Consider the following 25,534-nt stretch of genomic DNA (forward strand, 5'->3'; position numbering starts at 1 on the left):
TCGGGGGCCCGTGGGGGGCTTCGGCGGGGGTCGGGTGGGGCTGCGACGCTCCGCGTCGCTGGTCTGTTGGTTTGTGGAGTTGGGGGTGGGCTTCCGCTTCGGGGGGGTGGGGGTGGTCCATCCCGTCGTATTGGTGGGGGTGAGTGGTGAGTTGGGGGTCGTGGGGTGGGGGGTGCTGTGTCGCTTCGTGGTGATGGTTTGGTGCTTTGGGTGGGTGGGGGTGGTTCGTCCCGTCGTGTTGCTGGGAGTGTGGGGTGGGGTGGCGTGTGCGGCGTTTTTCCTCGCGGTGGGAGCGCCAGCGGGCTACTCGGGTCATCGCTGCCAGCGTCAGGGTGAGGAGCACCATCAGTTGGCCGATGAACACGCCCCAGAACAGGCCCCAGCCCGAGAGGGCTTGACGGGGGGTGTTCGGCCAGGCTCCTGCCAGGTCGTGGGGTTCGCGCATCAGGGCGCTCATCGCCTCGGGGGTGTGGGCGAAGGAGATGCCTTCGGGCCAACTGCCGTGTGCCAGGAGGGCGGAGAGGCCCGTTGAGGACCACACCAGCAGCGCCAGGCCCAGGAGGAACGCGATCAGGCCCAGGAGCAGGGCATCCGGGATGCCCCGTTCGCGGGACGGGTTCTCGTACGGCATCTCAGGCCACCGTCGAGCGTCGGCCCGGGGTCTGCTCGTACTCCTCCTCCAGGTCCAGGTCCAGGTCTGCTGTGTCCGGGCTGGAGGATTCCGTCATCGCCCGGTCGGTGAAGACCAGGGGGCGTTCCGTCTCCGTCACCAGGTGTTTGACCACCTGGACGTTTCCGTTGACGTCCCAGACCGCGATGCCGGGGGTCAGGGTGGGGATGATCTCCACCGCCCAGCGGGGTAGGCCCAGGACCTTGCCCGTCGCTCTCGCCTCGTCCGCTTTCTGGGCGTAGATCGTGCGTGTCGAGGCCATCTTCAGGATCGCCGCCGCCTCCCGCGCCGCCGCGCCGTCCACCACGTCCGAGAGGTGGTGCACCACCGCCACGAACGACAGGCCCAGGCGGCGGCCGAACTTCAGCAGGCGCTGGAAGAGCTGTGCCACGAACGGGGAGTTGATGATGTGCCACGCCTCCTCCACCAGGAAGATGCGCTTGCGGCGGTCCGGGCGGATCCAGGTGTGCTCCAGCCAGACGCCCACGATCGCCATCAGGATCGGCATCGCGATCGAGTTGCGGTCGATGTGCGAGAGGTCGAAGACGATCAGCGGTGCGTCCAGGTCGATGCCGATCGTCGTCGGGCCGTCGAACATGCCGCGCAGGTCGCCGTCCACCAGGCGGTCCAGTACGAGGGCCACGTCCAGGCCCCAGTTGCGTACGTCGTCCGCCTCGACGTTCATCGCCGAGGCCGCCTCCGGGCGGGGATGGCGCAACTGCTCCACGATGTCCATCAGGACCGGTTGGCCGCCCGGCTCCACCGCCTCGGCCACCGAGGCGTGCGCCACCTTCAGGGCGAAGCCCGCCCGTTCGTCCAGTGCGTGGCCCGTGGCCACCTCGATGATCGTGCGCAGGAGCGCCAGCTGGCCCGTCGACGTGATCGACGGGTCCAGGGGGTTGAGTCTGATGCCGCTGTCCAGCGCCGCCATCGGGTCCAGGCGGATCGGGGTGATGCCCAACTGGTGGGCGATCAGCGCCCATTCGCCCACGCCGTCCTCGCCCTGGGCGTCCAGGACCACCACCTGGCGGTCGCGGAAGCGCAGTTGGCGCAGGACGTAGGTCTTCTCCAGGGCCGACTTGCCGTTTCCGGACTCGCCCAGGACCAGCCAGTGCGGCGCCGGCAGCTGCTGGCCGTAGAGCTGGAAGGGGTCGTAGATGTAGCCCTTGCCGCTGTAGACCTCGCGGCCGATGATCACGCCCGAGTCGCCCAGGCCGGGGGCGGCGGTGGGGAGGTAGACCGCCTGCGCCTGGTTGGTCGAGGTGCGGACCGGCAGTCTGCCCGTCTCCACCTTGCCGAAGAGCAGTCCGGTGAACGCCTGGGTGATCGCCTCCAGGGGGCTCTGCGGGCCGATCATCGGCGCAGTCCCGTCGCGAAGGGGAGCGTGTTGACGAAGGCCCGGTGGTGCTCGCGGTCGCACCACTCCAGCTTCAGGTACGACTTCCCCGCCGCCGCCCGGATCGTGCGCTTGTCACGGGCCAGCGTCTCCGGGGAGCGGGAGGAGACCGTGATCCAGCCGACCAGGTTGATGCCCGCCGCACCGCTCGCCAGATCGTCGCCGCGCTGGTCGATGCGCGAGTGGTGCGCCATGTCGCGCGGGTCCACCACCCGGTTCATCTTCGCCGCCCGCGACGCCTCCGCGTCGTCGTTGGTCTTCTCCGTCAGCATCCGCTCGATCGCCAGCTCGGTCGGCTCCAGGTCCATGCAGACCGACACCGTGCGGATCACGTCGGGCGTGTGCACCAGCAGCGGCGCCAGGAAGTTGACTCCCACCGGGGTCATCGGCCACTCCTTCACCCACGCCGTCGCGTGGCACCAGGGCTCCCGCGTCACCGACTCGCGCGTCTTCGCCTGCAGGTACGTCGCCTCCATCGCGTCCAACTCCGCCGGCCAGGCGTTGCGTTCGGTCATCGCCTGGATGTGGTCGATGGGGTGGTCCGGGTCGTACATCGCGTGGATGAGCGAGGACAGGCGCGCCTTGCCCAGCGGCTGGCGCACCCGGATGTCGGCCTCCGCCAGGCGGGCGCAGATGTCGCCCAGCTCGCGCACCATCACCGTGGCGATGCCCTGGTCGCGGTTGAGTCGCCCCGAGGAGGACGCCTTCGCGATGGCCTGCGCCTCCGCGCCCAGCTCGCGGCCGTAGCGCATGCACGCCACCAGATAGGCGCGGTGCTGCTCGGAGGAGGTGGAGACCATCGACTGCAACTGCTCGTAGGACTCCTTCAGCCACTCCGGCGCGCGCTCGTCCCCGCGCTGCGCCACGTCCTTGGCGTGCGCGTCGGGGTCGGCGGGCAGCGTACGGGCCAGCATCTGCAGCCGGGAGACGAAGCCGTCGCCGTTGGCCACGTGCTTGAGCAGCGTGCCGAAGCGGTCGACCAGGGCCTCCTGGTCCTCGCTGTCGCGCAGGCCGACGCCCGGGCCCTCGATCTCGATGGCGGCGGTGACCGTACGGCGGTCGGCGTGCAGCAGCACGGCCACCTCGTCCGGGCCGAAGGGCGCTGTCAGCCAGGTGATCCGGCCGATCCCCGGGGGCGGGCCGACCGCCACCTCGCGGCCGTCGAGGCTGATGCCGGCCTCGGCCACGGAGGAGCGGTACGTGGTGCCCCGGCGCAGGGTGCGCCGGTAACTGCGGTTGATCTCGAACCACTTGTAGAACGTGCGGCCCCGGTAGGGCACGTACACCGCCATCAGCGCCAGCAGCGGGAAGCCCATCAGCGTGACGATGCGCAGGGAGAGCACCGGCACCAGCAGGCCGCCCATCATGCCCAGGAAGGCGCCCGCGATGATCAGCGCGATCTCGCCGGTCTCGCGGTTGCGGCCGACGATCGCGTTGGGCCGGGAGCGGCCGATGAGGTACGTGCGCCGGGACGTGGGGCTGTGCGCTTCGGTGGTCATCGCCGGTCACTTCCTCGGGGGGTTGCTGGGACGGGCCGGCTGGTCGCGCGGGGTGGGGCCGGGGGCGCTGCGGGGGGCGCTCCGTGGGGCGGGAGTACGGGGAGCGGCGGGCTGGTTGCGGGTGCTGTGGGCCGCCACTCCGCCGGAGACCGAGCCGCCGGTCGGTGAACCGCCGCCGCTGTTCGACCCGTTGGAGCTGCCCCGGGAGCTGTGGGTCTTGATGCCCTGGGAGACCAGCGCCGCCGGCGTGGCCATGACGGCCGCCGCCGGGCTCGTACGGGAGGAGGTGCGGCCCTTGCGGGCGGCGGCCACCTCGTCGCCGAAGCCGGGGACGAAGCGGTAGATCATCGCGGAGGCGAAGATGGCGAGCAGGATGATCGCCAGGCCGCTGACCACGGCGGAGAAGGAGTCCGGGCCGTCGTCGGCGGAGAGCGCGCCGGCCAGGCCCAGGACGATCACGATCACCGGTTTGACCAGGATGACCGCGATCATGATGCCCGCCCAGCGGCGGACGTGGTGCCACATGTTCTTGTCGACCAGGCCCGCGTAGACGGCGGTGCCGAGCAGGGCGCCGACGTAGAGCAGGGCGGCGCGGATGACCAGCTCCAGCCAGAGCACGCCGGCGGCGAGGACGGAGACCAGGCTGACGACGATCAGCATGATGGGGCCGCCGCCGATGTCCGTGCCCTTGTCGAGGGCCTTGGAGAAGCCGCCGAAGAAGGTGTCGGTGTCGCCGGCGGTGCCGGAGGCGATCACTTCCGTCACGCCGTCGGTGGCGGCGACGACCGTGTAGAGGATCAGGGGGGTGAAGGCGGAGGCCAGCACGGTCAGCCAGAGGAAGCCGACGGCTTCCGTGAGCGCCTCGGTCAGGGGGACGCCGCGCACGGCGCGTTTGGCCACCGCGAGGAGCCACAGGACGAGGGTGAGGATGGTGGAGGCGGCGAAGACGACGGCGTACTGGCGGAGGAAGGTCGCGTTGGTGAAGTCCACGGTGGTGGTGGAGTTCACGGCGTCGCTGAGCTTGTCGATGGTCCAGGAGGCGGCTTTGGCGCAGCCCTTCGCGAGGGAGGCCAGGGGGTCGAGGGTTTCGCCTACGTCTGAGGTGGGGTTGGCGGGGGTGGACTTCGCGTCGTCGCCGTTTTCGCAGTAGTCCTTCGCCGGTCCGATAAGGAGGTCGCAGGGATTGTCACTGGGCTTCGGACTGGGGGCGGCCACAGCTTGGGTTGCGAGCAGGAGAGCGGCGGCATGGACCCCGGTCAGGGCCGATCCGAAGATCAGAACGTGACGGCGGCTACCTGGCATACGTGAAGCCTCCGAACTCTTCCACAGCCCCGCTGATCTCGGTGTCGGTGGCAGCCGGAACATCCCCAGGAACAGGCGCAGGTCCTTCCTGCTGATTGTCGTCCACGATCTTCCAGTCGGATCCGACGTAGCGGAGATCGAACGTCCACGTCATCCAGTTCGTGCGTACCGGGTCGGTCGAGCCACGCCCTGCCATGCCGATGAGGCCCGTGTACCAGACGGAGACCTTGGCTTTATCGCCGTTGAACTCCAACGTCTTGGTGCCGATGGGGACGGTGCGAGAGATGAAAGTCTTGCCGGAAGGCGGCTTACCGCTCGAGTCCAGACCCATGCGCTGAAGGAAAGCAGCCGAGTAAGCCTTGTCCTGCGCCGACTTGAGCTGTGCGGCTGCATCCGGTGTGTAGAGGGCATCCACGATGCTGTGCCGGGTCGGGGCGTTGAACATGCCTGTACCACCAAGCGCCACCGCGTAGTTCGCGGCGGCGGACTGTGCGCCCTGCTCGGTCTTGGGGAAGCCCGACGGGATACCCCCCGTGCTACCCGTGACCGGCCGCTCGCCCGACGGCGCCGTCGCGTTGCCCTTGCCCGGTGTGTCCGTCCTCGGGCCGGAGTCGTCGCGGTCCTGGTTCGCGAACGCTATCGCCGCGATCAGCAGCACCACGACGCCGACGATCGCGACGACCCCGCGGCCGGGGCCCGTTCCGCCGCCCCGCACAGGCCCGCGGCCCGCGTCGCCCTCGGGGAGGCGGGTGCGCGTCTGACGTCCGCCGCCGTACGCGGCGTCGTGGTTGCCGTAGTCGTCGCCCTGACTCATAAAGTTTCCGCCCCGGCCCCTGTCGGACCTTCCGATATCTCCGGCGTCCCGGCCGTCTCCACCGGGAGGGGCCGCACGGCGGGGATCAAACGGCCATCCCGTACACGATCGTGAAGACCGTGCCGAGCGAACCGATGATGAAGACGCCCGTCAGGCCCGCGACGATGAGGCCCTTGCCCTGCTCCGCGCTGAAGGTGTCGCGCAGGGCCGTCGCGCCGATCCGCTGCTTCGCCGCGCCCCAGATCGCGATGGCGAGGCAGAGCAGGATGGCGACGGCCATGACGACCTCGATCATCACGCGCGCCTCCTGCCCGAGGCTGCCGAACGGGCCCCAGTCGGGGGCGATTCCGCCGATGATGGTGTTGATGTCGCCTTTTTCGGCTGCGATGTTGGCGCTGCCGGTCGCCGGTCCCATGTCTACTCACCGCCCTTGGTGGCGTGCTCTGCGAGCTCCGTCAGGTTGACGTGGCTCAGCCTATCCTCCCCGAAGTCCCGGTCAGGGATGTCGATTTGACGCTATCCGCGTCCACGTCGAGGCGCGGTCGAGACCTTTCCGCGCCGCCTCGGCCATGGTCACTCCCGGTGGACTGCTTGTCACACAGTTGCGCTAACTGTGTGTATCATCGCTGATGACTCTCTGCAATGTTGGAGGCGTCCTGCGCAAGCATGCGCTCTCCCATGCCTGGGTATGATCGGGGTATGACAGTGAACATGACGATGTCCCTGCCGGATGACGTGGCCGAGTTCGTGAGGCAGCAGGGGAACGCCTCCGCGTACACGGCGCGGATACTGCGGCGGGAGATGCTGCGCCAGGCGCTGGCCGAGCGGGATCCCCGGGCGATCGAGGTGACCAAAGCCCTGGTCGGCGAGCCGGACGAGTCGGAGGAAGAGGCGCTGGCGCGCTGGGTCGAGGTGGGTCGCAGGTGAGGCGCGGGCACGTATACGAGATCGTTTTCAAGGGGTCGGCCGCCCACGTGCTGGTCGTCACCAGTGACAACGTCAACGAGCACACCGGGTCGGCCACGTGCGTGATGGTCTATCCCGCCACGGACATCAGCCCGAGCATCGTGGACGTACCGGTCGGGCGGCCGAGTCAGGGCACGGTGATACTGGGCGCCTTCAAGACCTTCTCGCGCCCGGTGTTCGCCGCCGGAACGGACCTGGGGGAGATCGATCCGCGCGCCATGGAGGCCGTCGAGATCGGACTGCGCGCGGTCTTCGACCTCTGACAACGGCTGCTCGGTAGCGCCCTGATGGGGATCCTGCGCTGCCAAGTGCTGAGGTCAGAGGTCTCGGTAGATGTCGCGGCGGTCGCCCACGTGGATGACGTAGATGACGAGTCGGTCGTCGATGACGCGGTAGACGGCGCGGTAGTCGCCGGAGCGGATGCGGTAGAGGCCGGGATGGCCGTTCAGGGGCTTGGCCGCCGGGTTCGGCGCGTAGGGGTCGTCTCCGAGCGTGGCCAGGGCCTGCAGGAGTCGCAGGGCCTCCGGTCGCGGGATGCTTCGCAGGTCCTTCTGCGCGCCGGGGCGGAAGTCGAAGGTGTACTTCACGCCGCGTGGTGCCGATCGTCGGGAGCGGCTTCGCCGACGATCTCGGCGAACATCTCGGACAGGGACAGGCCGGGGGCGCTGGCGTCGTCGGCCGCTTCGGCGGCCAGGGCGCGCTGGGCGAGCTGCTCGTCCTCCCATTCCTCCAGCTTTTCGAGCATGTAGGCGGGGACGAAGGCGCCTACGGACTGGCCGTGCCGGGTGACGACGGTGACGCGTCCCTCGTCTTCGGCGGCGCGGATGACCTGCGCGAGGTGGGCGCGGAAGTCGCGGACGGTCTCGGTGTGCTCCATCACGCAACGGTACAAGGATTGTGTACACATCTTCAAGGAGTGCTCTGACGAGGTGGGCGGGGCGGGGCCGTCCGTGGTGCGACTGGTCGGTGTCACGGGGTTTACCTGCGGGGGACGTAGGGCTTGCGGCGGTCGGTGGGGGAGGGGCGGTCGGCGGCTGCGGTGGTTGCGCGGAGGGCGGCGAGGCTCGCGCGGGCTACGGGGGAGAGGTCGTTGGCGGGGTGCGCCGGCGGCTGAGCGGTGGGGGTCTCGGCTTCGGGGGCTGCGTACGGGTGCGGGGAGCTTGCGGTGCAGTCCGGGCAGGTGCCCGGGTGGGGGCTGTGGAAGGGGCGGCCGCAGGTGCCGCAGGTTTGCACATGGGCGACCGTGGCGCGTGGGGGCGGTTCGGGGAGGGGGAGGGGCAGGTTTTTGAGGCGGTAGGCGAGGAGGCGGGCGGGGCGGAGGAGGGGTCGGGGGAGTCCGTTGGCGAGGAGGCCGGTGAGGTGGTGTTCGTCGACACCGGCCGCGAACCAGGCGGCGACCTGGGGGGCGAGGCTCGCGGCGTCGGCGGCGGTGAGGATCAGGCGCGGGTCGGTGCGGCGTAGCGCGGTGAGGAAGGCCAGGGCTGCCGGGTCGACGGGGGGCGGCGGTCCGGGGGGCTCGGCGGAGGTGGCGACGGCGGCCAGGGTGACAGGGCCGCGGGGGGCGTCGGGCTCGGTGGGAGCCGGGGGGTCGACAGGCTCGGCGGGCTCGGCAGGGGCCGGGGGTGCGGCGGGGGGCTCGTCAGGCTGGGGGCTTGCGAGCGGTGGGTCGGCTTCCTCGGTGTCCACGAGCGCGAGGACCGGGGCGTCGGGGGTGGGGAGGCCGCCGTACGCCTCGGGGACGTTGCGGATGTAGGTGCTGGTGCGGAAGCGGCCGCTGGGGAGGCGCTCGCGGCGGCGTACGAGATAGCCCTCTTCCTCCAGTCTGTGCAGCGCCCGGGCGATGCGGATCTCGCCTTCCTCGAAGTGCTCGCAGAGGGCGTCGATGCTGACGGGCGTGCCGGGAGGGCTGGAGAGCATGTAGGTCGCGATGGCGACCGCGAGTCCGTTGCGCAGGCGTTGGGCGAGGTGGTTGGGGATGATGACGAAGTTCGACCTGACCGGGACGGTCAAGTGGATCACGCCTGCTGTGAGGTTGCTGGGAAAGGGGGCGGGGGCAGTACTAGACTGGTAAGTAGCCATGAGGAAGGGTTCGCTTCCGACTTGGTCAGGCCCCTGCCCGGAGGTTCAGTCCTGGCGGGGGCCGACTTGGTTTCTGGGGTCGGTGCGACCGTATGCCCCGATTCCCGCGCTCTGCAAGCGCGTAGAGGCAGACCACTCGCACGGGTGAGCAGCGGTTTTGCGCGCGAACGCGCGCGTTCGCGTGTGCGGGGTGGGTGGGTGGGTAGTCCTTTCGCCGGTCCTTGGGAGAGTGCCGAGCGCACCGGGACCTGGAAACCCCGCCCCTGGTGGGACCTGGGCGATGTCCTTTTTGTCCCCTCAATATCGGGGGGCTGGAGACCAGTTGGCCCCCGATGTCGCCGAAGTCTGCGCATACCGGCCGCGAGGCGGCGAAACGGCAGCCCCGCTCCCTCCGCTGGCGTCGAATGAGGCGACCTCGTGAACCTAGGTATCCAACCTCCGGGTGCGGGGTGTCTTGAGTTGTACGCAGCGTCGGCCGGGGGCGGCGAGTAGGTGCGTTGCCGAGTTCGACGCCTGGGCTGTATGGCGAAATGGCATGATTTTTGCGAGAGTTGGCGATCGACAGAGGCGATGGGGCCCGTCAGTGGAGAATCTGGCGGCGTGGATCTTTGACCAGTGGACTGGCCGGTTTCCGGAACTGACTGCCGTCAAGGTGTCCGAAACGCCCAAAACGTGGGCGGAGTACCGGCCCGAGGGCTGAGCCCATGCTTGTGGCGCTGCGCCGGATGATGGGCCCAACCCCTCTACCGCGCGGCCAAGTTGGGGAATGATGGCCCCGTGGGCGGGCGGCGTGGTGGTGCGGGGACGTTCTGGCTGGTCGGTGGACTCAGCTCCGGGGCGCTGTTCGGGTTTCTCGGGCTGCTGCTCGTGGGGACCTTCCTCGCCGCCGGGAACGCCGGGCCCGGGGGGCGGACGGTCGATCTGGCCAAGGGGGCGGTGCCGGCCGCGTACCAGTCGCTGGTGTCGCGGTGGGGGAACCTCTGCCCCTCGCTCAACCCGGCGCTGCTGGCCGCGCAGTTGTACCAGGAGAGCGGCTGGAATCCGAAGGCGCGGTCGCCGGCCGAGGCGCAGGGGATAGCGCAGTTCATCCCGGGGACCTGGGCCGCGCACGGGATCGACGGCAACGGCGACGGCAGGCGCGACGTGTGGGATCCGGCCGACGCGATCCCCTCCGCCGCGACGTACGACTGCGCGCTGGCGGGGTACGTCAAGGACGTGCCCGGCGACCGTACGGACAACATGCTCGCGGCCTACAACGCCGGCGCCTACGCGGTGATCAAGTACGGCGGGGTGCCGCCCTACCGCGAGACGCGCAACTACGTGAAGGTCATCCGCGCCCTGGAGCAGAGCTTCGCGCGCCCCACGGGGCGGGTGGCGCCCTCGCGGATCGCGGCGGGGGCGATCCACTACGCGCAGGACAAGCTCGGCACCCCGTACCTGTGGGGCGGCAACGGCACCCCGGAGCACCGCGGGCGTTTCGACTGCTCGGGGCTGACGAAGGCGGCGTACGCCTCGGTCGGTGTGACGCTGCCGCGGGTGGCCAACGACCAGTGGAACGCCGGGCCGCATCCGAAACGGGGCGAACTCCTCCCCGGGGACCTGGTGTTCTTCGCGTACGACCTGGACGACCCGCGCTCGATCCACCACGTCGGCCTCTACGTCGGCGGCGGCTACATGATCAACGCCCCGTACACGGGCGCGGTGATCCGCTTCGACCGCATCGACGCCCCGGACTACATCGGCGCCACCCGCGTCACGGCGGAGGGCGCGGCGGCGCTGCCCGGGCGCTGACGGCGGCCGACCGGGCCCCGGATCGGGACGCTCCGTAAAAGCCCTGGCCCGACCTGCGCGAGCGGGGTCGAACGGCGGGTCACCCTTGGATAACTGATCGGTGATCTTTGGGCAGAGGGCGGAACGCCGTGCCCCGGCACGGCGTTGACTGGGCACAGTTCAGTCCCGGGCCCCGCCCCCGGCGCGGAGACGAGGTACAGATGCAGCCCCCCCACATCCAGTGGGCCGGCGCGCCCCCCAGCGGCACCGACCCCGACGCCTCCGTGTTGCGCTCGGTCAACGGGCTGAGCGGCTCCACCTCCGGCTGGCTGGAGCGCACGCTCGTCGACGCCGCCCAGTTCGGCATCCTCGCCCTGCTCGCCGTGCTGCTCGTCTCCTGCGCGGTGCGGGTGCGGCGCACGCAGCGCGGGGCGCCGGCCGCCGCCGCGATGGGGGCGCTGCTGTGGGCGCCGCTCGCGGCGGCCCTCGCGCTCGCGGTCAACATCCCGATCAAGGGCTTCGTGGGGCGGGAGCGCCCGGCCGCCTCCGACCTCTCGGGCGTCGCGGAGCTGCTGCCCTCCGGCGGCTTCTCCTTCGTCAGCGACCACGCCACGCTCGCCGCCGCGCTGGCGGTCGGCATCTTCGTCGCCCACCGGGGCTTCGGTACGGTCGCGCTGCTGCTGGCCCTGCTGCAGGGTCTGAGCCGGGTCTACCTGGGCGTGCACTACCCGACGGACGTGGTCGGCGGCTTCGCGCTGGGCGCGGCGACGACGCTGCTGCTGGGGGCGCCGGCGATCGGCCGGCTGGGGGCCGCGGCCCGGCGGCTGTCGCTGGTACGGGAGGCGGCGCCGCCGGTCGGGGAAGGCTCGGTCGGGGAGGGGGCGGACACCGGGGAGCGGCCGGTGCTGCCGGCGCAGGCGCGGGCCACGCAGGACGATCTGGCGGCGTAGGCGGGTCGTACAACCGCTCGTACGACCGCTCGCACGGCCGCCCGTACAGCCGCTCGGAGAACCGGCGTCCTACTCGAAGGCCAGGTGCACGACGCCGTACATCGCCGCCGCCACCAGCGCTGCCGCCGGCATGGTGATGAACCAGCCCGCCACGATGTTCTTCGCCACCCCCCAGCGCACCGCCTTCAGCCGCTTCGTGGCGCCGACGCCCATGATCGCCGAGGTGATGACGTGGGTGGTGGAGATGGGCGCGCTGAAGCCGTAGGACGCGGCGTACATGATCGACGCCGCGGTGCTCTCCGCGGCGAAGCCCTGCGGCGGCTGCAGCTCGATGATGCGCCGGCCGAGGGTGCGCATGATGCGCCAGCCGCCCGCGTACGTACCCAGGGAGAGGGTGATCGCGCAGGCGAACTTCACCCACAGCGGGATCTCCGTGCCGTCCTGCACGTCCGCGATGGTCAGCGCCAGGACCACGATGCCCATGGTCTTGGCGGCGTCCTGCAGGCCGTGGCCGAGGGCCATCGCGGCGGCCGAGACGGTCTGCGCGATGCGGAAGCCGCGCTGGGTGCGGTGGGGGTTGGAGTTGCGGAAGAGCCAGAGGATCGCCGTCATCACCAGGTAGCCGCCGACCAGGCCGACGATCGGCGAGATGAACATCGGGATGACGACCTTCTCCACCACGCCCGACCAGATCACCCCGATCCCGCCGGCCAGCGCCGCGCCCACCATGCCGCCGAAGAGGGCGTGCGAGGAGGAGGAGGGCAGGCCGAAGTACCAGGTCACCAGGTTCCAGGTGATCGCGCCGACCAGGGCCGAGAAGAGGATCCACATCCCGTGGTCGCCCTGCGGCGTCTCGATGATCCCCTTGCTGACGGTCTTGGCGACCCCGCTGCCGGCGAAGGCGCCGAGCAGGTTCATCACCGCCGCCATCGCCAGCGCGGCCCGGGGGGTCAGGGCGCGGGTGGAGACGGAGGTGGCGATGGCGTTCGCCGAGTCGTGGAAGCCGTTGGTGTAGGTGAAGCCCAGCGCCACGATGATGGTGAGGACCAGGGAGAACGTGTCCACCGGGGTCAGGACTCCTTGACCGCGATGGTCTCGATCGTGTTGGCGACGTGCTCGAAGGCGTCGGCCGCCTCCTCCAGTACGTCCACGACCTGCTTGAGCTTCATGACCTCGATCGCGTCGTACTTGCCGTTGAAGAGGTGGGCGAGGAGCTTGCGGTGGATCTGGTCCGCCTGGTTCTCCAGCCGGTTCACCTCGATCCAGTACTCCGGAAGGTGGTCGAGGGTACGCAGGTGGGGCATCGCCTCGGCGGTCAGCTCGGCGGCCCGGTGGAGCACCTCGATCTGCTGCTCGACGCCCTTGGGCAGCTCCTCCAGCTGGTAGAGGACGACGAGGTCGACGGCCTCCTCCATGAAGTCCATGATGTCGTCGAGGCCCCCGGCGAGGCGGTAGATGTCCTCGCGGTCGAAGGGCGTGATGAAGGAGGCGTTGAGCTGGTGCAGGATCGCGTGGGTGGCGTCGTCGCCGGCGTGCTCGGCGGCGCGCATCCGCTCGGCGATCTCGGCCCGCGCGGAGGGATCCGCGCCGAGGAGCTCCATCAGCAGCTTCGAGCCGGTCACGAGGTTGTCCGCCGAGGCGGCGAACATGTCGTAGAAGCTCGTCTCCCGGGGGGTCAGACGAAATCTCACAGTGTGGTCCTCGGCTGGCTGCGAGCGGATGCGGTCGTCAGCGATGCTAGGCGCTCGACCCGGGCGCGGCGAACCGGCCCCTGGGGCCGGTAACCTGCGCAACCTTGACGAAACGGGTATTCTATACCCCCAGAGGGTATTTCTCTGGTGTTGATTCTGGAGGCAGGCGGCGATGACCGAGAGTGCGACGACGACAGGGCCGGCGGAGTCGGCCGGGCAGGCGGCGCCCGCCGGGCCGCACGGCTACAGCCACGAGAAGGACCTCCACCTCAAGCGCCTGCGCCGGATCGAGGGGCAGATCCGCGGGCTGCAGCGGATGGTGGAGGAGGACGTCTACTGCATCGACATACTCACCCAGGTCTCCGCCGGTACGAAGGCGCTGCAGTCCTTCGCCCTGCAGCTGCTGCAGGAGCACCTGCGCCACTGCGTGGCGGAGGCGGCGGCCAAGCAGGGCACCGCCTCCGACGAGGTGGACGCGAAGGTGGAGGAGGCCACGGCGGCCATCGCCCGGCTGCTGCGGACGTAGGTGGCGCTCAGCGCTCGCCCGGGCGGCTGCGGGGGAGGGCGCCCGGGGGGTCCGCGACCTTCAGCACCTCGTCGATCTCGTCGGCGGTGAGCCGGTCGTGGGCGGTGTTGCTGGCCGCGATGATGAGGTCACCGCAGAGGTCGATCTCGGCGAGCGCCACATGGTCCTGGACCACTGATCCGCGAGCCACGTGACATCACCCCTTCTAGTCCGATCAGTTCGGGCGGTCGAGCCGTCTGTACGCCACGGGGGGCACCGCTCAGCGTAGGGAGGGCGGTACGGTCCGCGCATGACACGTCCGGACCATTTCCGCCCCCTCCCGCCGGGGGTGTGCGCACGGCCCGGTCGGTCTCAGGAGGCCGCGACCGTCCCCGCGTAGATGTCCGCCGCGCCCGGCAGCCGTACGTCGACGGGGCGGCCGAAGGCGAAGAACTCCGCGGTGGAGGCGACGCCCCCCTGCTGCCCCGGCGGCGGGGTGAAGCGCAGCCGCACCCGGCGCGGCCTGCCCTCCTCGTCGAGGTACGCGTCGAAGGCCACGGTGTCCTGCGCGAAGCCCTCGGCCGCCGCGCGCAGCGCCCCGCGCGCGTACGGCGAGGCGGCCTGGGCGGCGCGCGCCAGGTCCGTCTCGCCCCGGTAGTGCAACACCCGGGCGCCGTCCAGCTCTTGAGCGCCCAGGTACTCCACCCGCTGGGCGCCGCGCAGGAGTTCGGCGGCTGTCCAGGGGTCGGTGGCGCCGTTGCTCAGCAGGTTCCCGTCGCGCAGCCGGGTGGTGTCCAGGCGCAGCCACTTGTCGGAGGGGATGCCGCCGCCGCGGTTCTTCATGTACAGCGTGCCGGGGGCGTGGAGTTCGGTGATGGGGTCGCCCACGGCCTGGGGCAGGACGATCGTCAACTCCCCGCGCCGGTGCGCGTAGTCGAAGCCGCCGCTGCCGCGCACCGTCACCCTGGTGCCGCCGGTGGTCAGCTCCATCGCCGTGCGCGTACGCGAACTCCCCGCCGCGGACAGGGCGTCGGCGCTGCCGCGTACCGCTGCCACCGGGTCGCCGCCGGGGTGCTCGGCGGCGTCCGCCGCGCTGCCCGTGCAGCCCGCCGTACCGAAGAGGAGGAGGGCCGCGACCAGGGGGGCCAGAGGGGTCAGGGGAGACAGGGGAGCCGGCGGGGCCGGGGCGCAGGCGCCCGTGCGCCGGGGCGCTGTGCGCGCCCGCTGCCGCCCTGCCCGCCTGCCGAATCCCACGATGGTGTCGCCTGTCCCGGTCGTCCCCTGCTGCGCCACGACGCAAGCCCCCTGAGTCGTTACGCATCGCATAACGCCGGAAGGGGCGCGCGGTCACGGCGCGGGCGCCGATCGGCCTCGTACGAGAAGCGGCCCCGGTGCGCCCGCTCCCCCCGCGCAGGAGCCGCGCGGTCCGCACCCCGGTACCGTGGAGGGGTGCTGAACCACGGACCGGGAAACCGCCCCGGACGACTCCACGAAGCCCATCAGGAGGCCCGCGCCCGGGCCGCTGCCGCCGCCGGGGAGGGCGGGCACGAGCTGAGCGTGCGCGAGGAGGGCGCGTTCGCCCTGGCCGCGTGCAGCTGCGGCTGGATCGGCCCCGCCCGCCGCGCCCGCTCCAGGGCCCGCGAGGACGCCTGCGCGCACGGGGGCGGCTGAGGTCCGTACTGCGGCGGGACGCGAAAGACGGGACGCGAAAGACGGGACGCGAAAGAGGAGCCCGCCCCCGGGAGGGGGCGGGCTCCGGCGTCCCGCGGCGGCACCGCCAGGAAGCGCCGCGGGACGGGATCGAGGGGGCCGCTGCGAGACGGCCCCAGCGCGGCTAGCCGAAGCGGCCCGAGATGTAGTCCTCCGTCGCCTGCTGCGAGGGGTTGGAGAAGATCCGGTCGGTGTCGTCGATCTCGACCAGCCGGCCCGGCTGCCCGACGCCCGCGAGGTTGAAGAACGCGGTGCGGTCCGAGATCCGCGCCGCCTGCTGCATGTTGTGCGTGACGATGACGATCGTGAAGCGGTCCTTGAGCTTGGCCATCAGGTCCTCGATGGCCAGGGTGGAGATGGGGTCGAGCGCCGAGCAGGGCTCGTCCATCAGCAGCACCTGCGGCTGCACCGCGATGGCGCGCGCGATGCACAGCCGCTGCTGCTGGCCGCCGGAGAGGCCCGAACCGGGCTTGCCGAGGCGGTCCTTGACCTCCTTCCACAGGTTCGCGCCCTTCAGCGACTCCTCCACGACGCCGTCCAGTTCGGACTTCTTCGCGGCGCCGTTGAGCCGCAGGCCGGCCGCGACGTTGTCGTAGATCGACATGGTGGGGAAGGGGTTGGGCCGCTGGAAGACCATGCCGATCACCCGGCGCACGGCCACCGGGTCGACGCCGGGGGCGTAGAGGTCCTCGCCGTCGAGGCGGACCTCGCCCTCGACCCGGCCGCCGGGGGTGACCTCGTGCATGCGGTTGAGCGTGCGCAGGAAGGTCGACTTGCCGCAGCCGGAGGGGCCGATGAAGGCGGTGACGGACTTGGGCTCGATGGACATGCTGATGTCCTCGATCGCCTCGTGGTCGCCGTAGAAGGCCGAGAGGTCCTTGACGTCGATGCGCTTGGCCATGGGGGGTGTCCTTGGGTTTTCGTACGGGCCCGGTGAGCCGCGGTCAGTGCTTGGGCGACTTCCAGCGCGCGATGCCGCGGGCCAGCAGGTTGAGGATCATGACGAAGGCGATCAGGACCAGCGCCGCGCCCCACGCCCGGTCGTAGGAGGGCTCGTTGCCGGCCGCCCACTGCTCGTAGATGTAGAGCGGCAGGGACGCCTGCGCGCCCTCGAAGGGGTCGGCGTTGATGGCGGGGTTGCCGAAGATCAGCAGCAGCAGCGGCGCGGTCTCGCCGGTGACGCGGGCGACGGAGAGCATCACACCGGTGACGATGCCGCCGACGCAGGTGGGCAGCACGATCTTGAGGATCGTCTTCCACTTCGGTACGCCCAACGCGTAGGCCGCCTCGCGCAGTTCGTTGGGGACCAGCTTGAGCATCTCCTCCGTGGAGCGCACCACCGTCGGGATCATCAGGATGGCCAGCGCGATCGAGCCGGCGAAGCCGGAGTAGCCGAAGCCGAAGGTGAGGATCCACAGGCTGAGGACGAAGAGGCCGGCGACGATGGAGGGGATGCCCGTCATCACGTCGACGAAGAAGGTGACGGTCTTCGCCAGCTTCCCGCGCCCGTACTCCACCAGGTAGATCGCCGTGAGCAGCCCCAGCGGCACCGCCATCAGCGTGGCCAGCCCGACCTGCTCCAGGGTGCCGATCAGCGCGGCGTAGACACCGCCGCCGGGGGAGATGGAGGCGACGCCCTTCATGGAGTGGGTGAGGAAGTAGCCGTCGACGACCCCGATGCCGCGCGCGACGGTCTCCCAGAGCAGGGAGGCCAGCGGGACGACCGCGATCAGGAACGCCACCCAGATGAGGGAGGTCGCCAGCCGGTTCACGGCCTGGCGGCGGCCCTCGACGCGGGCGGTGAGCGCGTACATCCCGACGACGTAGAGGACGGCCGCCATCAGGCCCCACTGGAGCTTGTTGTGCACGTGCCCGGCGAGCCCGATGACGACGGCCGCCAGGACCGAGGTGCCGGCGACGGCGGCCGGCGCCCACCTCGGCAGCCGGGGGGCGTGGATGCCCAGGACGTCGGCGCGGTCGGCCGGGCCGGGGACGTGGATGCCGTGGCTCATGCGTCGGCCCCCGAGTACTCCTTGCGGCGGGCGATGATCAGCCGGGCGGCGCCGTTGACCACCAGGGTGATGAGGAAGAGGACCAGACCGGAGGCGATCAGCGCGTCGCGGCCGAACTCGCCGGACTCCTTGAAGGAGGAGGCGATGTTCTGCGCGAAGGTGCCGCCGCCGGGCTCCAGCAGCCGGGCGGAGAGGATCGCGGAGGGCGAGAGCACGGTGGCCACCGCCATCGTCTCGCCCAGCGCCCGGCCCAGGCCCAGCATCGAGGCGGAGATCACGCCGGAGCGGCCGAAGGGCAGCACCGACATCCGGATGACCTCCCAGCGGGTCGCGCCCAGGGCGAGCGCGGCCTCCTGCTGCATGCGGGGGGCCTGGCGGAAGACCTCGCGGGAGACGTTGGTGACGATCGGCAGGATCATGATCGCCAGCAGGATGCCGACGGTCATCAGCGCGCGGGGCGCGGCGCCGTCGTACGACAGGACGACCGTCCAGCCCAGCCAGGAGTCCAGCCACTGGTAGACGCCGGTGAGGTGCGGGACGAGGAAGAGCGCGCCCCACAGGCCGAAGACGATCGAGGGGACGGCGGCGAGCAGGTCGATGGCGTAACTGACCACCCCCGCCAGCTTCCTGGGTGCGTAGAACGTGGTGAACAGCGCGATGGCGATGGCGATCGGCACCGCGATCGCCATGGCGATGACGGAGGAGACCACGGTGCCGAAGGCCAGCACCGCGATACCGAACACCGGCGGGGTGTCGTTGGCGTCCCACTGGAAGGTGGTGAGGAAGTTGCCGTGGTTGTCGGCCAGGGCCAGGGAGGCGCGCCAGGTGAGGAAGGCGGCGATGCCGCCCATGAGGGCGAGGATGGTCAGTCCGGCGCCGCGCGAGAGGCCCAGGAAGAGCCTGTCGCCGAGGCGGCCGGTGCCCTTGGCCCCGGCCAGGGCGGACTTCCCGCCGGCGGGGGGAGGGGGCGCTATGCCGTGCGTGTCGGTGGTCATCGGATGCGGTACTCGAGTTCCGGTCTTGGGTGGAGCCCCGGGCGGGGCTCCGGCGGCGGTGCACCGGATGACGCGGCCGGCCTCACAGGGGGGCCGGCCGCGTCCGGTCGTACGGGTGCGGGCTCAGCGGGCGGGTCGGCGCCCGTACGGGGTGGGGCTGGTGCTCAGGACAGGGACTTCACGGTGCTGCGGACCTTGTCCGCGATGTCGGAGGGGAGTTCGGCGTAGCCGAGGTTCTTCAGCTCCGACTGGCCCTTCTCGCTGGAGGTGTAGGTGAGGAAGGACTTCAGCGCGTCGAGGCTGTCGGACTTGTTGCCCTTGTCGCAGACGACCTCGTAGGTGACCAGGGTGATCGGGTAGGCGCCCTCGGCGGTGGTCTTGTAGTCCAGCTCCAGCGACAGGTCCTTGCCCGTGCCGGTCACCTTGGCGGCGGCGAGCGCCTTGGTGGCGTTCTCCGAGGTGGCCTCGACGGGCGAGGAGGCGCCGGTGTCCAGGGAGACGGCCTTGATGTCGTTGGCGGTGGCGTAGGACAGCTCGAAGTACGAGATCGCGCCGTCGGTCTGCTTGACCTGGGAGGCGACACCGGAGGAGCCGTCGGCGGACTGCCCGCCCTCGACCGGCCACTTCTTGGACGCCTTGTACTTCCAGGCGTCGGGGGCGGCGGCCGAGAGGTACTTGGTGAAGTTGTCGGTGGTGCCCGACTCGTCGGAGCGGCTGATCGGCTGGATCTTCGTGTCCGGCAGGTCGGCGCCCGAGTTGAGCTTCTTGATCGCGTCGTCGTTCCAGGTGGTGATCCTGCCGTCGAAGATCTTGGCCAGGGTGTCGGCGTCCAGGACCAGCTTGTCGACGCCCTTGACGTTGTAGCCGACCGCGATCGGGCCGCCGAGCATCGGCAGGTCGATCGCCTGGCCGTCCTTGCAGACCTTCTTGGACTTCTCGACCTCGTCCGACGTCAGCGCCGTGTCGGTGCCGGCGAAGGCCGTGTTGCCCTGCAGGAAGGTCTGGATACCGGCGCCGGAGCCCGTGGCCTGGTAGTTGACCGTGACGTCCTTGCAGGCCGCCTGGAAGTCGTTGACCCACTTGTCGACGGCGTTCTTCTGGGCGGAGGAGCCGGAGCCGCGCAGCTCGCCCTTGCCGGCGCACTTGATGTCCTGCGAGGCCGCCGTGTCGGACGCGCTCGTCCCCGTCGCCGATCCGGTGCTCGAACCGCTGCCGCTGTTGTCGTCGGAGCCGCAGGCGCCCAGCGTGAGGGCGCCGGAGACGGCCAGGGCACACAGGGCGGCGAGGCGGGTGTTGCGCTTGAGCTTCACGGGGGCTCCTTTAAGCGAGGGGTGGCGGGCTCTTTCGTCCAGCAAGCGGGATCCGCCCGCTGCCCGCCTGGTGTGACCGTGCGGTACGACCGAAATTAGGCAATTGGAGTGAAGCGGGACTCCAGGAAAAGTGAACCGAAAGTGAACCTGCACGGAACGGTCATCTCCGGTTCACCCGGCCCGGCCCCGCCGGCCCGCCGCCCACCGGTCGTCCGCCGCCGATCCGGCACCCCGCGCAGGTCGGCGGGCGGCGGTCCCCGCCGAAGCGCTCCCAAAACGCCCGCCGCCCCGTACGGTGAATCCATGACGAGCATCGGCGGTGCGGAGATGGTCGACTGGAACCTCGCGGTGGCGACCGCGACCCGGCTGGTGCGTCCCGGCCCGGAGGTGGGCCGGGACGAGGCGCGCGCCATCGTCGCCGAGCTGCGCGAGCACGCCCGTTCCGCCGAGGAGCATGTCCGCGGCTACACGCGGATGTTCGGCGAGGACGCCGATGGCGCGGCCGCCCCCCACGACACCCCCGTGCTGGTGGTGGACCGCCCCGGCTGGGTCCGCGCCAACGTCGCGGGCTTCCGCGCGGTGCTCACCCCGCTGCTGGAGAAGATGCAGGAGCGGCGCAGCGCCCTGCCCGGCGGCGCGGTGCTGGGCGCCGTGGGCGGCAAGGTGACCGGCGTGGAGCTGGGCATGCTGCTCTCCTTCCTCGCCACCCGGGTCCTGGGCCAGTACGAGACCTTCGCGCCGCCGAGCTTCGACCTCCCGGCCGGCACGAGCGCCGGCCGGCTGCTGCTCGTCGCGCCGAACATCGTGCACGTGGAGCGTGAACTCGACGTCGACCCGCACGACTTCAGGCTCTGGGTCTGCCTGCACGAGGAGACCCACCGCACCCAGTTCACCGCCGTGCCCTGGCTGCGCGACCACCTGGAGAGCGAGATCCACGCCTTCCTCGCCGAGACCGACGTCGACCCCTCGACCCTGCTGGAGCGGCTGCACGAGGCCGGCCAGTCGATGACCGGGGGGCGCGCCTCCGGGGAGGACGGGGAGGGCTCAGCGGCCGAGAGCCGCTCGCTGGTCGAGGTGGTCCAGACGCCCGCGCAGCGCGAGATCCTCGGCCGGCTGACGGCGGTGATGTCGCTGCTGGAGGGGCACGCGGACTACGTGATGGACGGCGTCGGGCCCGAGGTGGTGCCCTCCGTCGGGGAGATCCGGGAGAAGTTCCAGCAGCGTCGCGCCAAGGGCGCCGGGCGGCTGGACCAGGCGCTGCGCCGCCTCCTGGGCCTGGACGCCAAACTGCGGCAGTACCGCGACGGCGAGCGCTTCGTACGGCACGTCGTGGACCGGGTCGGCATGGCGGGCTTCAACCGGGTGTGGACCTCGCCGAACACGCTCCCCACCAAGGTGGAGATCGCCAAACCGGCGGACTGGATCGCGCGGGTGCACGGTGACGCGGGGAACTGACGTTCACACCACCGGTCGCGACCGGGCGGCCGGGGGCCTTTCGTAGGCTCTAGCTGGGAGATCCCGGCGGCGAGGGTGTCGCGCCGGACGGTTCACCCGTCCGAGGGAGCGTGGGGGAGGTCGTCCGCATGCCATCCTCGTATGTCGGCTCTCCTCTGTCACCATCGAGCCACGCTCAGTGACTGAGGCTCATCGGTCGGCTCGACCTCTTGTGAAAGAAGTGAAAGCCATGGGTCCCCATCCAGCGGTCGCCGCGATACGTCTGGCAGTTCGCCGCGCCCTCAGCGACATCCTCACCGGGCTTCCCTCCCCCCGCAGCAGTGCCGCCCCCGAAGCCCCCGGCGCCCCCGAAGCACACCGCGCCCCCGACGCCCCCGACACGCAGGCCCCCCTCGTGCTGGTCGCCTGCTCCGGCGGCGCCGACTCCATGGCGCTCGCCTCCGCCCTCGCCTTCGAGGCCCCCCGCCGCGGCGTGCGCGCCGGCGGCGTGACCGTCGACCACGGCCTGCAGGCCGGCTCCGACCGCCGCGCCGCCGAGGTCGTCGAGCGGCTGACGGCCATGGGTCTGGCCCCGGTGGAGTCCGTCCGCGTGGCCATCGGCCGCGCCGGCGGCCCCGAGGCCGCCGCCCGCGACGCGCGCTACGCCGCCCTGGACGAGGCCGCCGAGCGCCTGGGCGCCGCCGCCGTCCTCCTCGGCCACACCCGCGACGACCAGGCCGAGACGGTGCTGCTGGGCCTCGCCCGCGGCTCGGGGACGCGCTCGCTGTCCGGGATGGCCGCCGCCTCCGGCCGCGGCGGGCGCTACCGCCGGCCGTTCCTGGAGGTCGACCGGCAGGTGGCCCGCAAGGCGTGCATGGTGCAGTCGCTGCCCGTCTGGGACGACCCGCACAACACCGACCCCGCCTACACCCGCTCGCGGGTGCGCCACGAGGCGCTGCCGATCCTGGAGAAGGCCCTGGGCAAGGGCGTCGTGGAGGCCCTCGCCCGTACGGCCCAGCTCTCCCGCGACGACGCCGACGCCCTCGACGCCTGGGCGGCGGGCGTGGAGCGCACCGTGCGCGACGAGGCCGGCCGGCTGGAGGTCGCCAAGCTCTCCCCGCTGCCCGCCGCCGTACGCCGCCGGATCCTGCGCTCCTCGCTGCTGGCGGCCGGCGCACCGGCCGGTTCGCTCTTCGCCCGGCACATCGAGGAGGTCGACAAGCTGATCACCGGCTGGCACGGCCAGGGCGCCATCAATCTCCCCGGCCGGGTGGAGGCGCGGCGCCAGGATGGCAGACTGGTCATCCAGCAGCGTGCCGCGCCGCTCGGCTGACGCCCGTACGACCAGGGACTTCCCTGCGACGGGTCCTCGACGGGGCCGGGCGGGGAGCGCGGCGGACGGCTCCGACGGGGCCGCTGCGGACACGACCGAGCCCACTTCGTAGACAGGGATCCTGGTGGACCAGAAGGACATGGGAGCCGACCTTCAGTCGGTGCTCATCACCAAGGAAGAGATCGACGCCAAACTCGCCGAGCTGGCCGCGAAGATCGACGCCGAGTACGCGGGCAAGGACCTGCTCCTCGTCGGAGTGCTCAAGGGCGCCGTGATGGTGATGGCGGACCTGGCCCGTGCGCTGTCCACCCCGGCGACGATGGACTGGATGGCCGTCTCCTCCTACGGGGCCGGCACGCAGTCCTCCGGTGTGGTGCGCATCCTCAAGGACCTCGACACCGACATCAAGGGCAAGCACGTCCTGATCGTCGAGGACATCATCGACTCCGGCCTCACGCTCTCCTGGCTGCTGTCCAACCTGGGCTCGCGCGAGCCCGCCTCGCTGAAGGTGTGCACGCTGCTGCGCAAGCCCGACGCGGCGAAGGTCGCCATCGACGTGGACTGGGTCGGCTTCGACATCCCCAACGAGTTCGTCGTCGGCTACGGGCTGGACTACGCGGAGAAGTACCGCAACCTGCCGTTCGTGGGCACCCTCGCGCCGCACGTCTACGGCGGCTGAGGCGCCGCGGCGGGCGGGCCGCGGGCCGGCCGCGGTCTGGCAGAGGCGGGGAACGCAATGCCGGTGTCCACCGTTGGAGCAGGGGAGGGCCGCAGCGTTCGCCGCCCTCTCACCCGGCGGGTGACAATTCCGGTGTACCGTCGAAAGCTCAGGACCAAGTCATACACGTATGCACGGTCGGCCCGTAGGGGCCCGCAGGCCGTGCCTCATGGTGGGCAGGAGGAACGGGGCGCTCGCGCGCCCCGTGGATGGACGTGAAGCGATACTTCCGTGGGCCAGTGATGTGGATCATTCTGGCCGTCCTCGCCGTGGTCCTGTTGATCGAACTCGTGGGCTCCTCCGAGGGCTACAAGTCAGTCGACACCGCAGAGGTCGTCTCGGCGATCCAGCAGGACAAGGTCAAGTCGGCCGAGCTGACCACCGGTAACGACAAGACGGTCAAGGTCCAGCTCTCCGGCGACAACAAGATCGACAAGAGTTCCAAGGTCCAGGCGAACTACATCGACAGCCAGGGCGCGAGCCTCGCGACCCTGCTGCAGAAGAAGTTCGACGAGGGCAAGATCGACGAGGGCTACTCGGTCAAGCCGACCAAGGACAACCCCTTCCTCAGCATTCTGCTCAGCCTGCTTCCCTTCGTGCTCATCGTCCTGGTCTTCCTCTTCCTGATGAACCAGATGCAGGGCGGCGGCTCCCGGGTGATGAACTTCGGGAAGTCCAAGGCCAAGCTGATCACCAAGGACACCCCCAAGACGACGTTCTCCGACGTGGCGGGCGCCGACGAGGCGGTCGAGGAGCTCCAGGAGATCAAGGAGTTCCTGCAGGAGCCGGCGAAGTTCCAGGCCGTCGGCGCCAAGATCCCCAAGGGTGTGCTGCTCTACGGCCCGCCCGGCACGGGCAAGACGCTGCTCGCCCGGGCCGTCGCCGGCGAGGCCGGCGTGCCGTTCTACTCGATCTCCGGCTCGGACTTCGTGGAGATGTTCGTCGGTGTCGGCGCCTCCCGGGTGCGCGACCTCTTCGAGCAGGCCAAGGCCAACGCCCCGGCGATCGTCTTCGTCGACGAGATCGACGCGGTCGGCCGCCACCGCGGCGCCGGCATGGGCGGTGGGCACGACGAGCGCGAGCAGACCCTCAACCAGCTGCTGGTCGAGATGGACGGCTTCGACGTCAAGGGCGGCGTGATCCTCATCGCCGCGACCAACCGCCCCGACATCCTGGACCCGGCGCTGCTGCGCCCGGGCCGCTTCGACCGCCAGATCGCGGTGGAGTCCCCGGACATGCAGGGCCGGCTGGAGATCCTGAAGGTCCACCAGAAGGGCAAGCCCATCGCGCCCGACGTCGACCTCAAGGCCGTCGCCAAGCGCACCCCGGGCTTCACCGGCGCGGACCTGTCGAACGTCCTCAACGAGGCCGCCCTGCTGACGGCCCGCGGCGACAAGAAGCTGATCGACAACAAGGCGCTGGACGAGGCCATCGACCGCGTCGTCGCCGGTCCGCAGAAGCGCTCGCGCATCATGTCGGAGAAGGAGAAGAAGATCACCGCGTACCACGAGGGCGGACACGCCCTGGTCGCGGCGGCCTCCCCCAACGCCGACCCGGTGCACAAGGTGACGATCCTCTCCCGCGGCCGCGCCCTGGGCTACACCATGGTGCTGCCGGACGAGGACAAGTACTCCACCACCCGCAACCAGATGCTCGACACCCTCGCCTACATGATGGGCGGCCGGGCGGCCGAGGAGCTGGTCTTCCACGACCCCACCACGGGCGCCTCGAACGACATCGAGAAGGCGACCAAGACCGCCCGCGCGATGGTCACGCAGTACGGCATGACCGAGCGGCTCGGCGCGATCAAGTTCGGCGCCGACGCCTCCGAGCCCTTCCTGGGCAAGGAGATGGCGCACCAGCGCGACTACTCCGAGGAGGTCGCCGCGCTGGTGGACGAGGAGGTCAAGAAGCTCATCGAGACCGCGCACAACGAGGCGTGGGAGATCCTCGTCGAGAACCGCGACATCCTCGACAACCTGGTCCTGGAGCTCCTGGAGAAGGAGACCCTCAACAAGGAGCAGATCGCCGAGGTCTTCAAGGACATCGTCAAGCGCCCGGCCCGCCCGGCGTGGACGGGCTCCTCGCGGCGCACCCCCTCCACCCGCCCGCCGGTGATCTCGCGCAAGGAGCTGAGCCAGACCAACGGCCGGCTCACCCCGCTCGCGGGGGAGGCCAACGGCAACCCGCCGGCGGAGCTGCCCTCGGGCGGCGACGGCGCCGCGGACGGCGACCCGGGCGAGAAGGGCCTGTAGGGGCTCTCCCCGGTCGCACTGGCCGAAGGCCCGGGGCCGCACTTCCCGCACGGGGGGTGCGGCCCCGGGCCTTTTCCGTACGGGGCGGGCAGCGGGGGCGGGGTGCTTGGGTCCGTCGCTGGACG

27 protein-coding genes and 1 pseudogene are annotated in these 25,534 nt (G+C 70.9%); 11 read left to right on the forward strand and 17 right to left on the reverse strand.

What is annotated here, in order from left to right; translation table 11 throughout:
• The 6 genes and pseudogenes from ACFQLX_RS15290 to ACFQLX_RS15315 form a co-directional block, all read right to left on the reverse strand.
• Positions 1 to 631: pseudogene (locus ACFQLX_RS15290) on the reverse strand (type VI secretion protein); the annotation flags it as partial.
• A 1-nt stretch (position 632) separates the two neighbouring features.
• Positions 633 to 2,027: an ATP-binding protein gene (locus tag ACFQLX_RS15295; protein ID WP_386415310.1), complete on the reverse strand. Its 1,395-nt coding sequence runs from the start codon at positions 2,025 to 2,027 to the stop codon at positions 633 to 635.
• A complete protein-coding gene (locus ACFQLX_RS15300) occupies positions 2,024 to 3,565 on the reverse strand; it encodes an SCO6880 family protein (RefSeq protein ID WP_386415313.1) in 1,542 nt (513 codons plus the stop codon). The genes ACFQLX_RS15295 and ACFQLX_RS15300 overlap by 4 nt, the downstream gene beginning before the upstream one ends.
• 6 nt (positions 3,566 to 3,571) lie before the next feature.
• Positions 3,572 to 4,867 carry a hypothetical protein gene (locus ACFQLX_RS15305; protein ID WP_386415314.1) on the reverse strand — a complete coding sequence of 432 codons (1,296 nt, stop codon included), beginning with the start codon at positions 4,865 to 4,867 and terminating at the stop codon, positions 3,572 to 3,574.
• Entirely contained in the window at positions 4,857 to 5,681 is an 825-nt protein-coding gene (locus tag ACFQLX_RS15310; protein ID WP_386415316.1) for a hypothetical protein, read from the reverse strand. The genes ACFQLX_RS15305 and ACFQLX_RS15310 overlap by 11 nt, the downstream gene beginning before the upstream one ends.
• 85 nt (positions 5,682 to 5,766) lie before the next feature.
• Positions 5,767 to 6,096 carry a hypothetical protein gene (locus tag ACFQLX_RS15315; RefSeq protein ID WP_386415319.1) on the reverse strand — a complete coding sequence of 110 codons (330 nt, stop codon included), beginning with the start codon at positions 6,094 to 6,096 and terminating at the stop codon, positions 5,767 to 5,769.
• 284 nt (positions 6,097 to 6,380) lie between these two features.
• Between ACFQLX_RS15315 and ACFQLX_RS15320 the strand changes: the two genes are divergently transcribed.
• Both ACFQLX_RS15320 and ACFQLX_RS15325 read left to right on the forward strand, forming a co-directional pair.
• The gene (locus tag ACFQLX_RS15320; RefSeq protein WP_386415321.1) at positions 6,381 to 6,608 is read left to right on the forward strand and encodes a hypothetical protein; all 228 of its coding nucleotides are present in this window, start codon (positions 6,381 to 6,383) and stop codon (positions 6,606 to 6,608) included.
• Positions 6,605 to 6,910: a hypothetical protein gene (locus tag ACFQLX_RS15325; RefSeq protein ID WP_386415323.1), complete on the forward strand. Its 306-nt coding sequence runs from the start codon at positions 6,605 to 6,607 to the stop codon at positions 6,908 to 6,910. The genes ACFQLX_RS15320 and ACFQLX_RS15325 overlap by 4 nt, the downstream gene beginning before the upstream one ends.
• A gap of 54 nt (positions 6,911 to 6,964) precedes the next feature.
• On the opposite strand, the gene ACFQLX_RS15330 is transcribed toward ACFQLX_RS15325, so the two are convergent.
• The 3 genes from ACFQLX_RS15330 to ACFQLX_RS15340 all read right to left on the reverse strand — a co-directional run bounded on the left by ACFQLX_RS15330 (position 6,965) and on the right by ACFQLX_RS15340 (position 8,666).
• The gene (locus ACFQLX_RS15330; RefSeq protein WP_386415324.1) at positions 6,965 to 7,234 is read right to left on the reverse strand and encodes a type II toxin-antitoxin system RelE family toxin; all 270 of its coding nucleotides are present in this window, start codon (positions 7,232 to 7,234) and stop codon (positions 6,965 to 6,967) included.
• Entirely contained in the window at positions 7,231 to 7,524 is a 294-nt protein-coding gene (locus ACFQLX_RS15335; RefSeq protein WP_386415326.1) for a type II toxin-antitoxin system Phd/YefM family antitoxin, read from the reverse strand. Before ACFQLX_RS15335 ends, ACFQLX_RS15330 begins: the two co-directional genes overlap by 4 nt.
• Positions 7,525 to 7,625: 101 nt before the next feature.
• Positions 7,626 to 8,666 (reverse strand): hypothetical protein, encoded by a 1,041-nt coding sequence (locus ACFQLX_RS15340; protein WP_386415329.1) that lies wholly within the window; start codon positions 8,664 to 8,666, stop codon positions 7,626 to 7,628.
• Positions 8,667 to 9,261: 595 nt separating this feature from the next.
• Here ACFQLX_RS15340 and ACFQLX_RS15345 point away from each other — a divergent pair.
• The 3 genes from ACFQLX_RS15345 to ACFQLX_RS15355 all read left to right on the forward strand — a co-directional run bounded on the left by ACFQLX_RS15345 (position 9,262) and on the right by ACFQLX_RS15355 (position 11,446).
• Complete coding sequence (locus ACFQLX_RS15345; RefSeq protein ID WP_386415331.1) at positions 9,262 to 9,426, forward strand: 6-pyruvoyl trahydropterin synthase family protein; 165 nt, start codon at positions 9,262 to 9,264, stop codon at positions 9,424 to 9,426.
• A gap of 113 nt (positions 9,427 to 9,539) precedes the next feature.
• Complete coding sequence (locus ACFQLX_RS15350; RefSeq protein WP_386415531.1) at positions 9,540 to 10,517, forward strand: C40 family peptidase; 978 nt, start codon at positions 9,540 to 9,542, stop codon at positions 10,515 to 10,517.
• Positions 10,518 to 10,717: 200 nt separating this feature from the next.
• Entirely contained in the window at positions 10,718 to 11,446 is a 729-nt protein-coding gene (locus tag ACFQLX_RS15355) for a phosphatase PAP2 family protein (protein ID WP_386415334.1), read from the forward strand.
• A gap of 69 nt (positions 11,447 to 11,515) precedes the next feature.
• Here the strand turns inward: ACFQLX_RS15355 and ACFQLX_RS15360 are convergent, their stop codons facing one another.
• Together ACFQLX_RS15360 and ACFQLX_RS15365 are read right to left on the reverse strand one after the other, a co-directional pair.
• Positions 11,516 to 12,511, reverse strand: coding sequence for an inorganic phosphate transporter (locus tag ACFQLX_RS15360; RefSeq protein WP_386415337.1), 996 nt, complete (start codon positions 12,509 to 12,511; stop codon positions 11,516 to 11,518).
• A gap of 5 nt (positions 12,512 to 12,516) precedes the next feature.
• Positions 12,517 to 13,137: a DUF47 domain-containing protein gene (locus ACFQLX_RS15365; RefSeq protein ID WP_386415340.1), complete on the reverse strand. Its 621-nt coding sequence runs from the start codon at positions 13,135 to 13,137 to the stop codon at positions 12,517 to 12,519.
• Positions 13,138 to 13,309: 172 nt separating this feature from the next.
• On the opposite strand from ACFQLX_RS15365, the gene ACFQLX_RS15370 reads away from it, so the two are divergent.
• Positions 13,310 to 13,663, forward strand: a complete 354-nt coding sequence (locus tag ACFQLX_RS15370; protein WP_386415342.1) for a metal-sensitive transcriptional regulator — start codon at positions 13,310 to 13,312, stop codon at positions 13,661 to 13,663.
• 7 nt (positions 13,664 to 13,670) lie between these two features.
• Here ACFQLX_RS15370 and ACFQLX_RS15375 read toward each other — a convergent pair whose 3' ends face one another.
• Together ACFQLX_RS15375 and ACFQLX_RS15380 are read right to left on the reverse strand one after the other, a co-directional pair.
• Complete coding sequence (locus ACFQLX_RS15375; protein ID WP_386415345.1) at positions 13,671 to 13,853, reverse strand: hypothetical protein; 183 nt, start codon at positions 13,851 to 13,853, stop codon at positions 13,671 to 13,673.
• Positions 13,854 to 14,014: 161 nt separating this feature from the next.
• Positions 14,015 to 14,935: an SCO4651 family lipoprotein gene (locus ACFQLX_RS15380; protein ID WP_386415347.1), complete on the reverse strand. Its 921-nt coding sequence runs from the start codon at positions 14,933 to 14,935 to the stop codon at positions 14,015 to 14,017.
• Between the two features lie 156 nt (positions 14,936 to 15,091).
• Here ACFQLX_RS15380 and ACFQLX_RS15385 point away from each other — a divergent pair, with 156 nt between their 5' ends.
• Positions 15,092 to 15,313: a hypothetical protein gene (locus ACFQLX_RS15385; protein ID WP_386415349.1), complete on the forward strand. Its 222-nt coding sequence runs from the start codon at positions 15,092 to 15,094 to the stop codon at positions 15,311 to 15,313.
• 163 nt (positions 15,314 to 15,476) lie between these two features.
• Here ACFQLX_RS15385 and pstB read toward each other — a convergent pair whose 3' ends face one another.
• From pstB to pstS, 4 genes are all read right to left on the reverse strand, one after another.
• Complete coding sequence (pstB, locus tag ACFQLX_RS15390; protein WP_386415351.1) at positions 15,477 to 16,253, reverse strand: phosphate ABC transporter ATP-binding protein PstB; 777 nt, start codon at positions 16,251 to 16,253, stop codon at positions 15,477 to 15,479.
• Between the two features lie 43 nt (positions 16,254 to 16,296).
• The gene (pstA, locus tag ACFQLX_RS15395; protein ID WP_386415354.1) at positions 16,297 to 17,364 is read right to left on the reverse strand and encodes a phosphate ABC transporter permease PstA; all 1,068 of its coding nucleotides are present in this window, start codon (positions 17,362 to 17,364) and stop codon (positions 16,297 to 16,299) included.
• Complete coding sequence (gene pstC, locus ACFQLX_RS15400) at positions 17,361 to 18,359, reverse strand: phosphate ABC transporter permease subunit PstC (RefSeq protein ID WP_386415357.1); 999 nt, start codon at positions 18,357 to 18,359, stop codon at positions 17,361 to 17,363. Before pstC ends, pstA begins: the two co-directional genes overlap by 4 nt.
• Positions 18,360 to 18,523: 164 nt before the next feature.
• Positions 18,524 to 19,669, reverse strand: coding sequence for a phosphate ABC transporter substrate-binding protein PstS (gene pstS, locus ACFQLX_RS15405; protein ID WP_386415360.1), 1,146 nt, complete (start codon positions 19,667 to 19,669; stop codon positions 18,524 to 18,526).
• A gap of 303 nt (positions 19,670 to 19,972) precedes the next feature.
• On the opposite strand from pstS, the gene ACFQLX_RS15410 reads away from it, so the two are divergent.
• The 4 genes from ACFQLX_RS15410 (at position 19,973) to ftsH (ending at position 25,409) form a co-directional block, all read left to right on the forward strand.
• Positions 19,973 to 21,124: a zinc-dependent metalloprotease gene (locus tag ACFQLX_RS15410; RefSeq protein ID WP_386415362.1), complete on the forward strand. Its 1,152-nt coding sequence runs from the start codon at positions 19,973 to 19,975 to the stop codon at positions 21,122 to 21,124.
• 229 nt (positions 21,125 to 21,353) lie between these two features.
• Positions 21,354 to 22,436, forward strand: coding sequence for a tRNA lysidine(34) synthetase TilS (gene tilS, locus ACFQLX_RS15415; RefSeq protein WP_386415364.1), 1,083 nt, complete (start codon positions 21,354 to 21,356; stop codon positions 22,434 to 22,436).
• A gap of 139 nt (positions 22,437 to 22,575) precedes the next feature.
• On the forward strand, positions 22,576 to 23,115 hold the full coding sequence (hpt, locus tag ACFQLX_RS15420; RefSeq protein WP_386415533.1) for a hypoxanthine phosphoribosyltransferase: 540 nt from the start codon (positions 22,576 to 22,578) through the stop codon (positions 23,113 to 23,115).
• Positions 23,116 to 23,363: 248 nt separating this feature from the next.
• Entirely contained in the window at positions 23,364 to 25,409 is a 2,046-nt protein-coding gene (gene ftsH, locus ACFQLX_RS15425) for an ATP-dependent zinc metalloprotease FtsH (RefSeq protein WP_386415367.1), read from the forward strand.
• Positions 25,410 to 25,534 lie beyond the last annotated feature (125 nt).

Origin of the sequence: Streptomyces polyrhachis, from assembly GCF_042663125.1 — a bacterium.
Lineage (GTDB): Bacteria > Actinomycetota > Actinomycetes > Streptomycetales > Streptomycetaceae > Streptomyces > Streptomyces polyrhachii.

Excerpts from the sequence above, each read along its gene's own strand:
- ACFQLX_RS15295 (WP_386415310.1), bottom strand. The coding sequence starts at position 2,027 with ATGATCGGCCCGCAGAGCCCCCTGGAGGCGATCACCCAGGCGTTCACC.
- ACFQLX_RS15300 (WP_386415313.1), bottom strand. The coding sequence starts at position 3,565 with ATGACCACCGAAGCGCACAGCCCCACGTCCCGGCGCACGTACCTCATC.
- ACFQLX_RS15305 (WP_386415314.1), bottom strand. The coding sequence starts at position 4,867 with ATGCCAGGTAGCCGCCGTCACGTTCTGATCTTCGGATCGGCCCTGACC.
- ACFQLX_RS15310 (WP_386415316.1), bottom strand. The coding sequence starts at position 5,681 with ATGAGTCAGGGCGACGACTACGGCAACCACGACGCCGCGTACGGCGGC.
- ACFQLX_RS15315 (WP_386415319.1), bottom strand. The coding sequence starts at position 6,096 with ATGGGACCGGCGACCGGCAGCGCCAACATCGCAGCCGAAAAAGGCGAC.
- ACFQLX_RS15320 (WP_386415321.1), top strand. The coding sequence starts at position 6,381 with ATGACAGTGAACATGACGATGTCCCTGCCGGATGACGTGGCCGAGTTC.
- ACFQLX_RS15335 (WP_386415326.1), bottom strand. The coding sequence starts at position 7,524 with ATGGAGCACACCGAGACCGTCCGCGACTTCCGCGCCCACCTCGCGCAG.
- ACFQLX_RS15345 (WP_386415331.1), top strand. The coding sequence starts at position 9,262 with ATGATTTTTGCGAGAGTTGGCGATCGACAGAGGCGATGGGGCCCGTCA.
- ACFQLX_RS15355 (WP_386415334.1), top strand. The coding sequence starts at position 10,718 with ATGCAGCCCCCCCACATCCAGTGGGCCGGCGCGCCCCCCAGCGGCACC.
- ACFQLX_RS15370 (WP_386415342.1), top strand. The coding sequence starts at position 13,310 with ATGACCGAGAGTGCGACGACGACAGGGCCGGCGGAGTCGGCCGGGCAG.
- pstB (WP_386415351.1), bottom strand. The coding sequence starts at position 16,253 with ATGGCCAAGCGCATCGACGTCAAGGACCTCTCGGCCTTCTACGGCGAC.
- pstA (WP_386415354.1), bottom strand. The coding sequence starts at position 17,364 with ATGAGCCACGGCATCCACGTCCCCGGCCCGGCCGACCGCGCCGACGTC.
- pstC (WP_386415357.1), bottom strand. The coding sequence starts at position 18,359 with ATGACCACCGACACGCACGGCATAGCGCCCCCTCCCCCCGCCGGCGGG.
- ACFQLX_RS15410 (WP_386415362.1), top strand. The coding sequence starts at position 19,973 with ATGACGAGCATCGGCGGTGCGGAGATGGTCGACTGGAACCTCGCGGTG.
- tilS (WP_386415364.1), top strand. The coding sequence starts at position 21,354 with ATGGGTCCCCATCCAGCGGTCGCCGCGATACGTCTGGCAGTTCGCCGC.
- hpt (WP_386415533.1), top strand. The coding sequence starts at position 22,576 with ATGGGAGCCGACCTTCAGTCGGTGCTCATCACCAAGGAAGAGATCGAC.
- ftsH (WP_386415367.1), top strand. The coding sequence starts at position 23,364 with ATGGACGTGAAGCGATACTTCCGTGGGCCAGTGATGTGGATCATTCTG.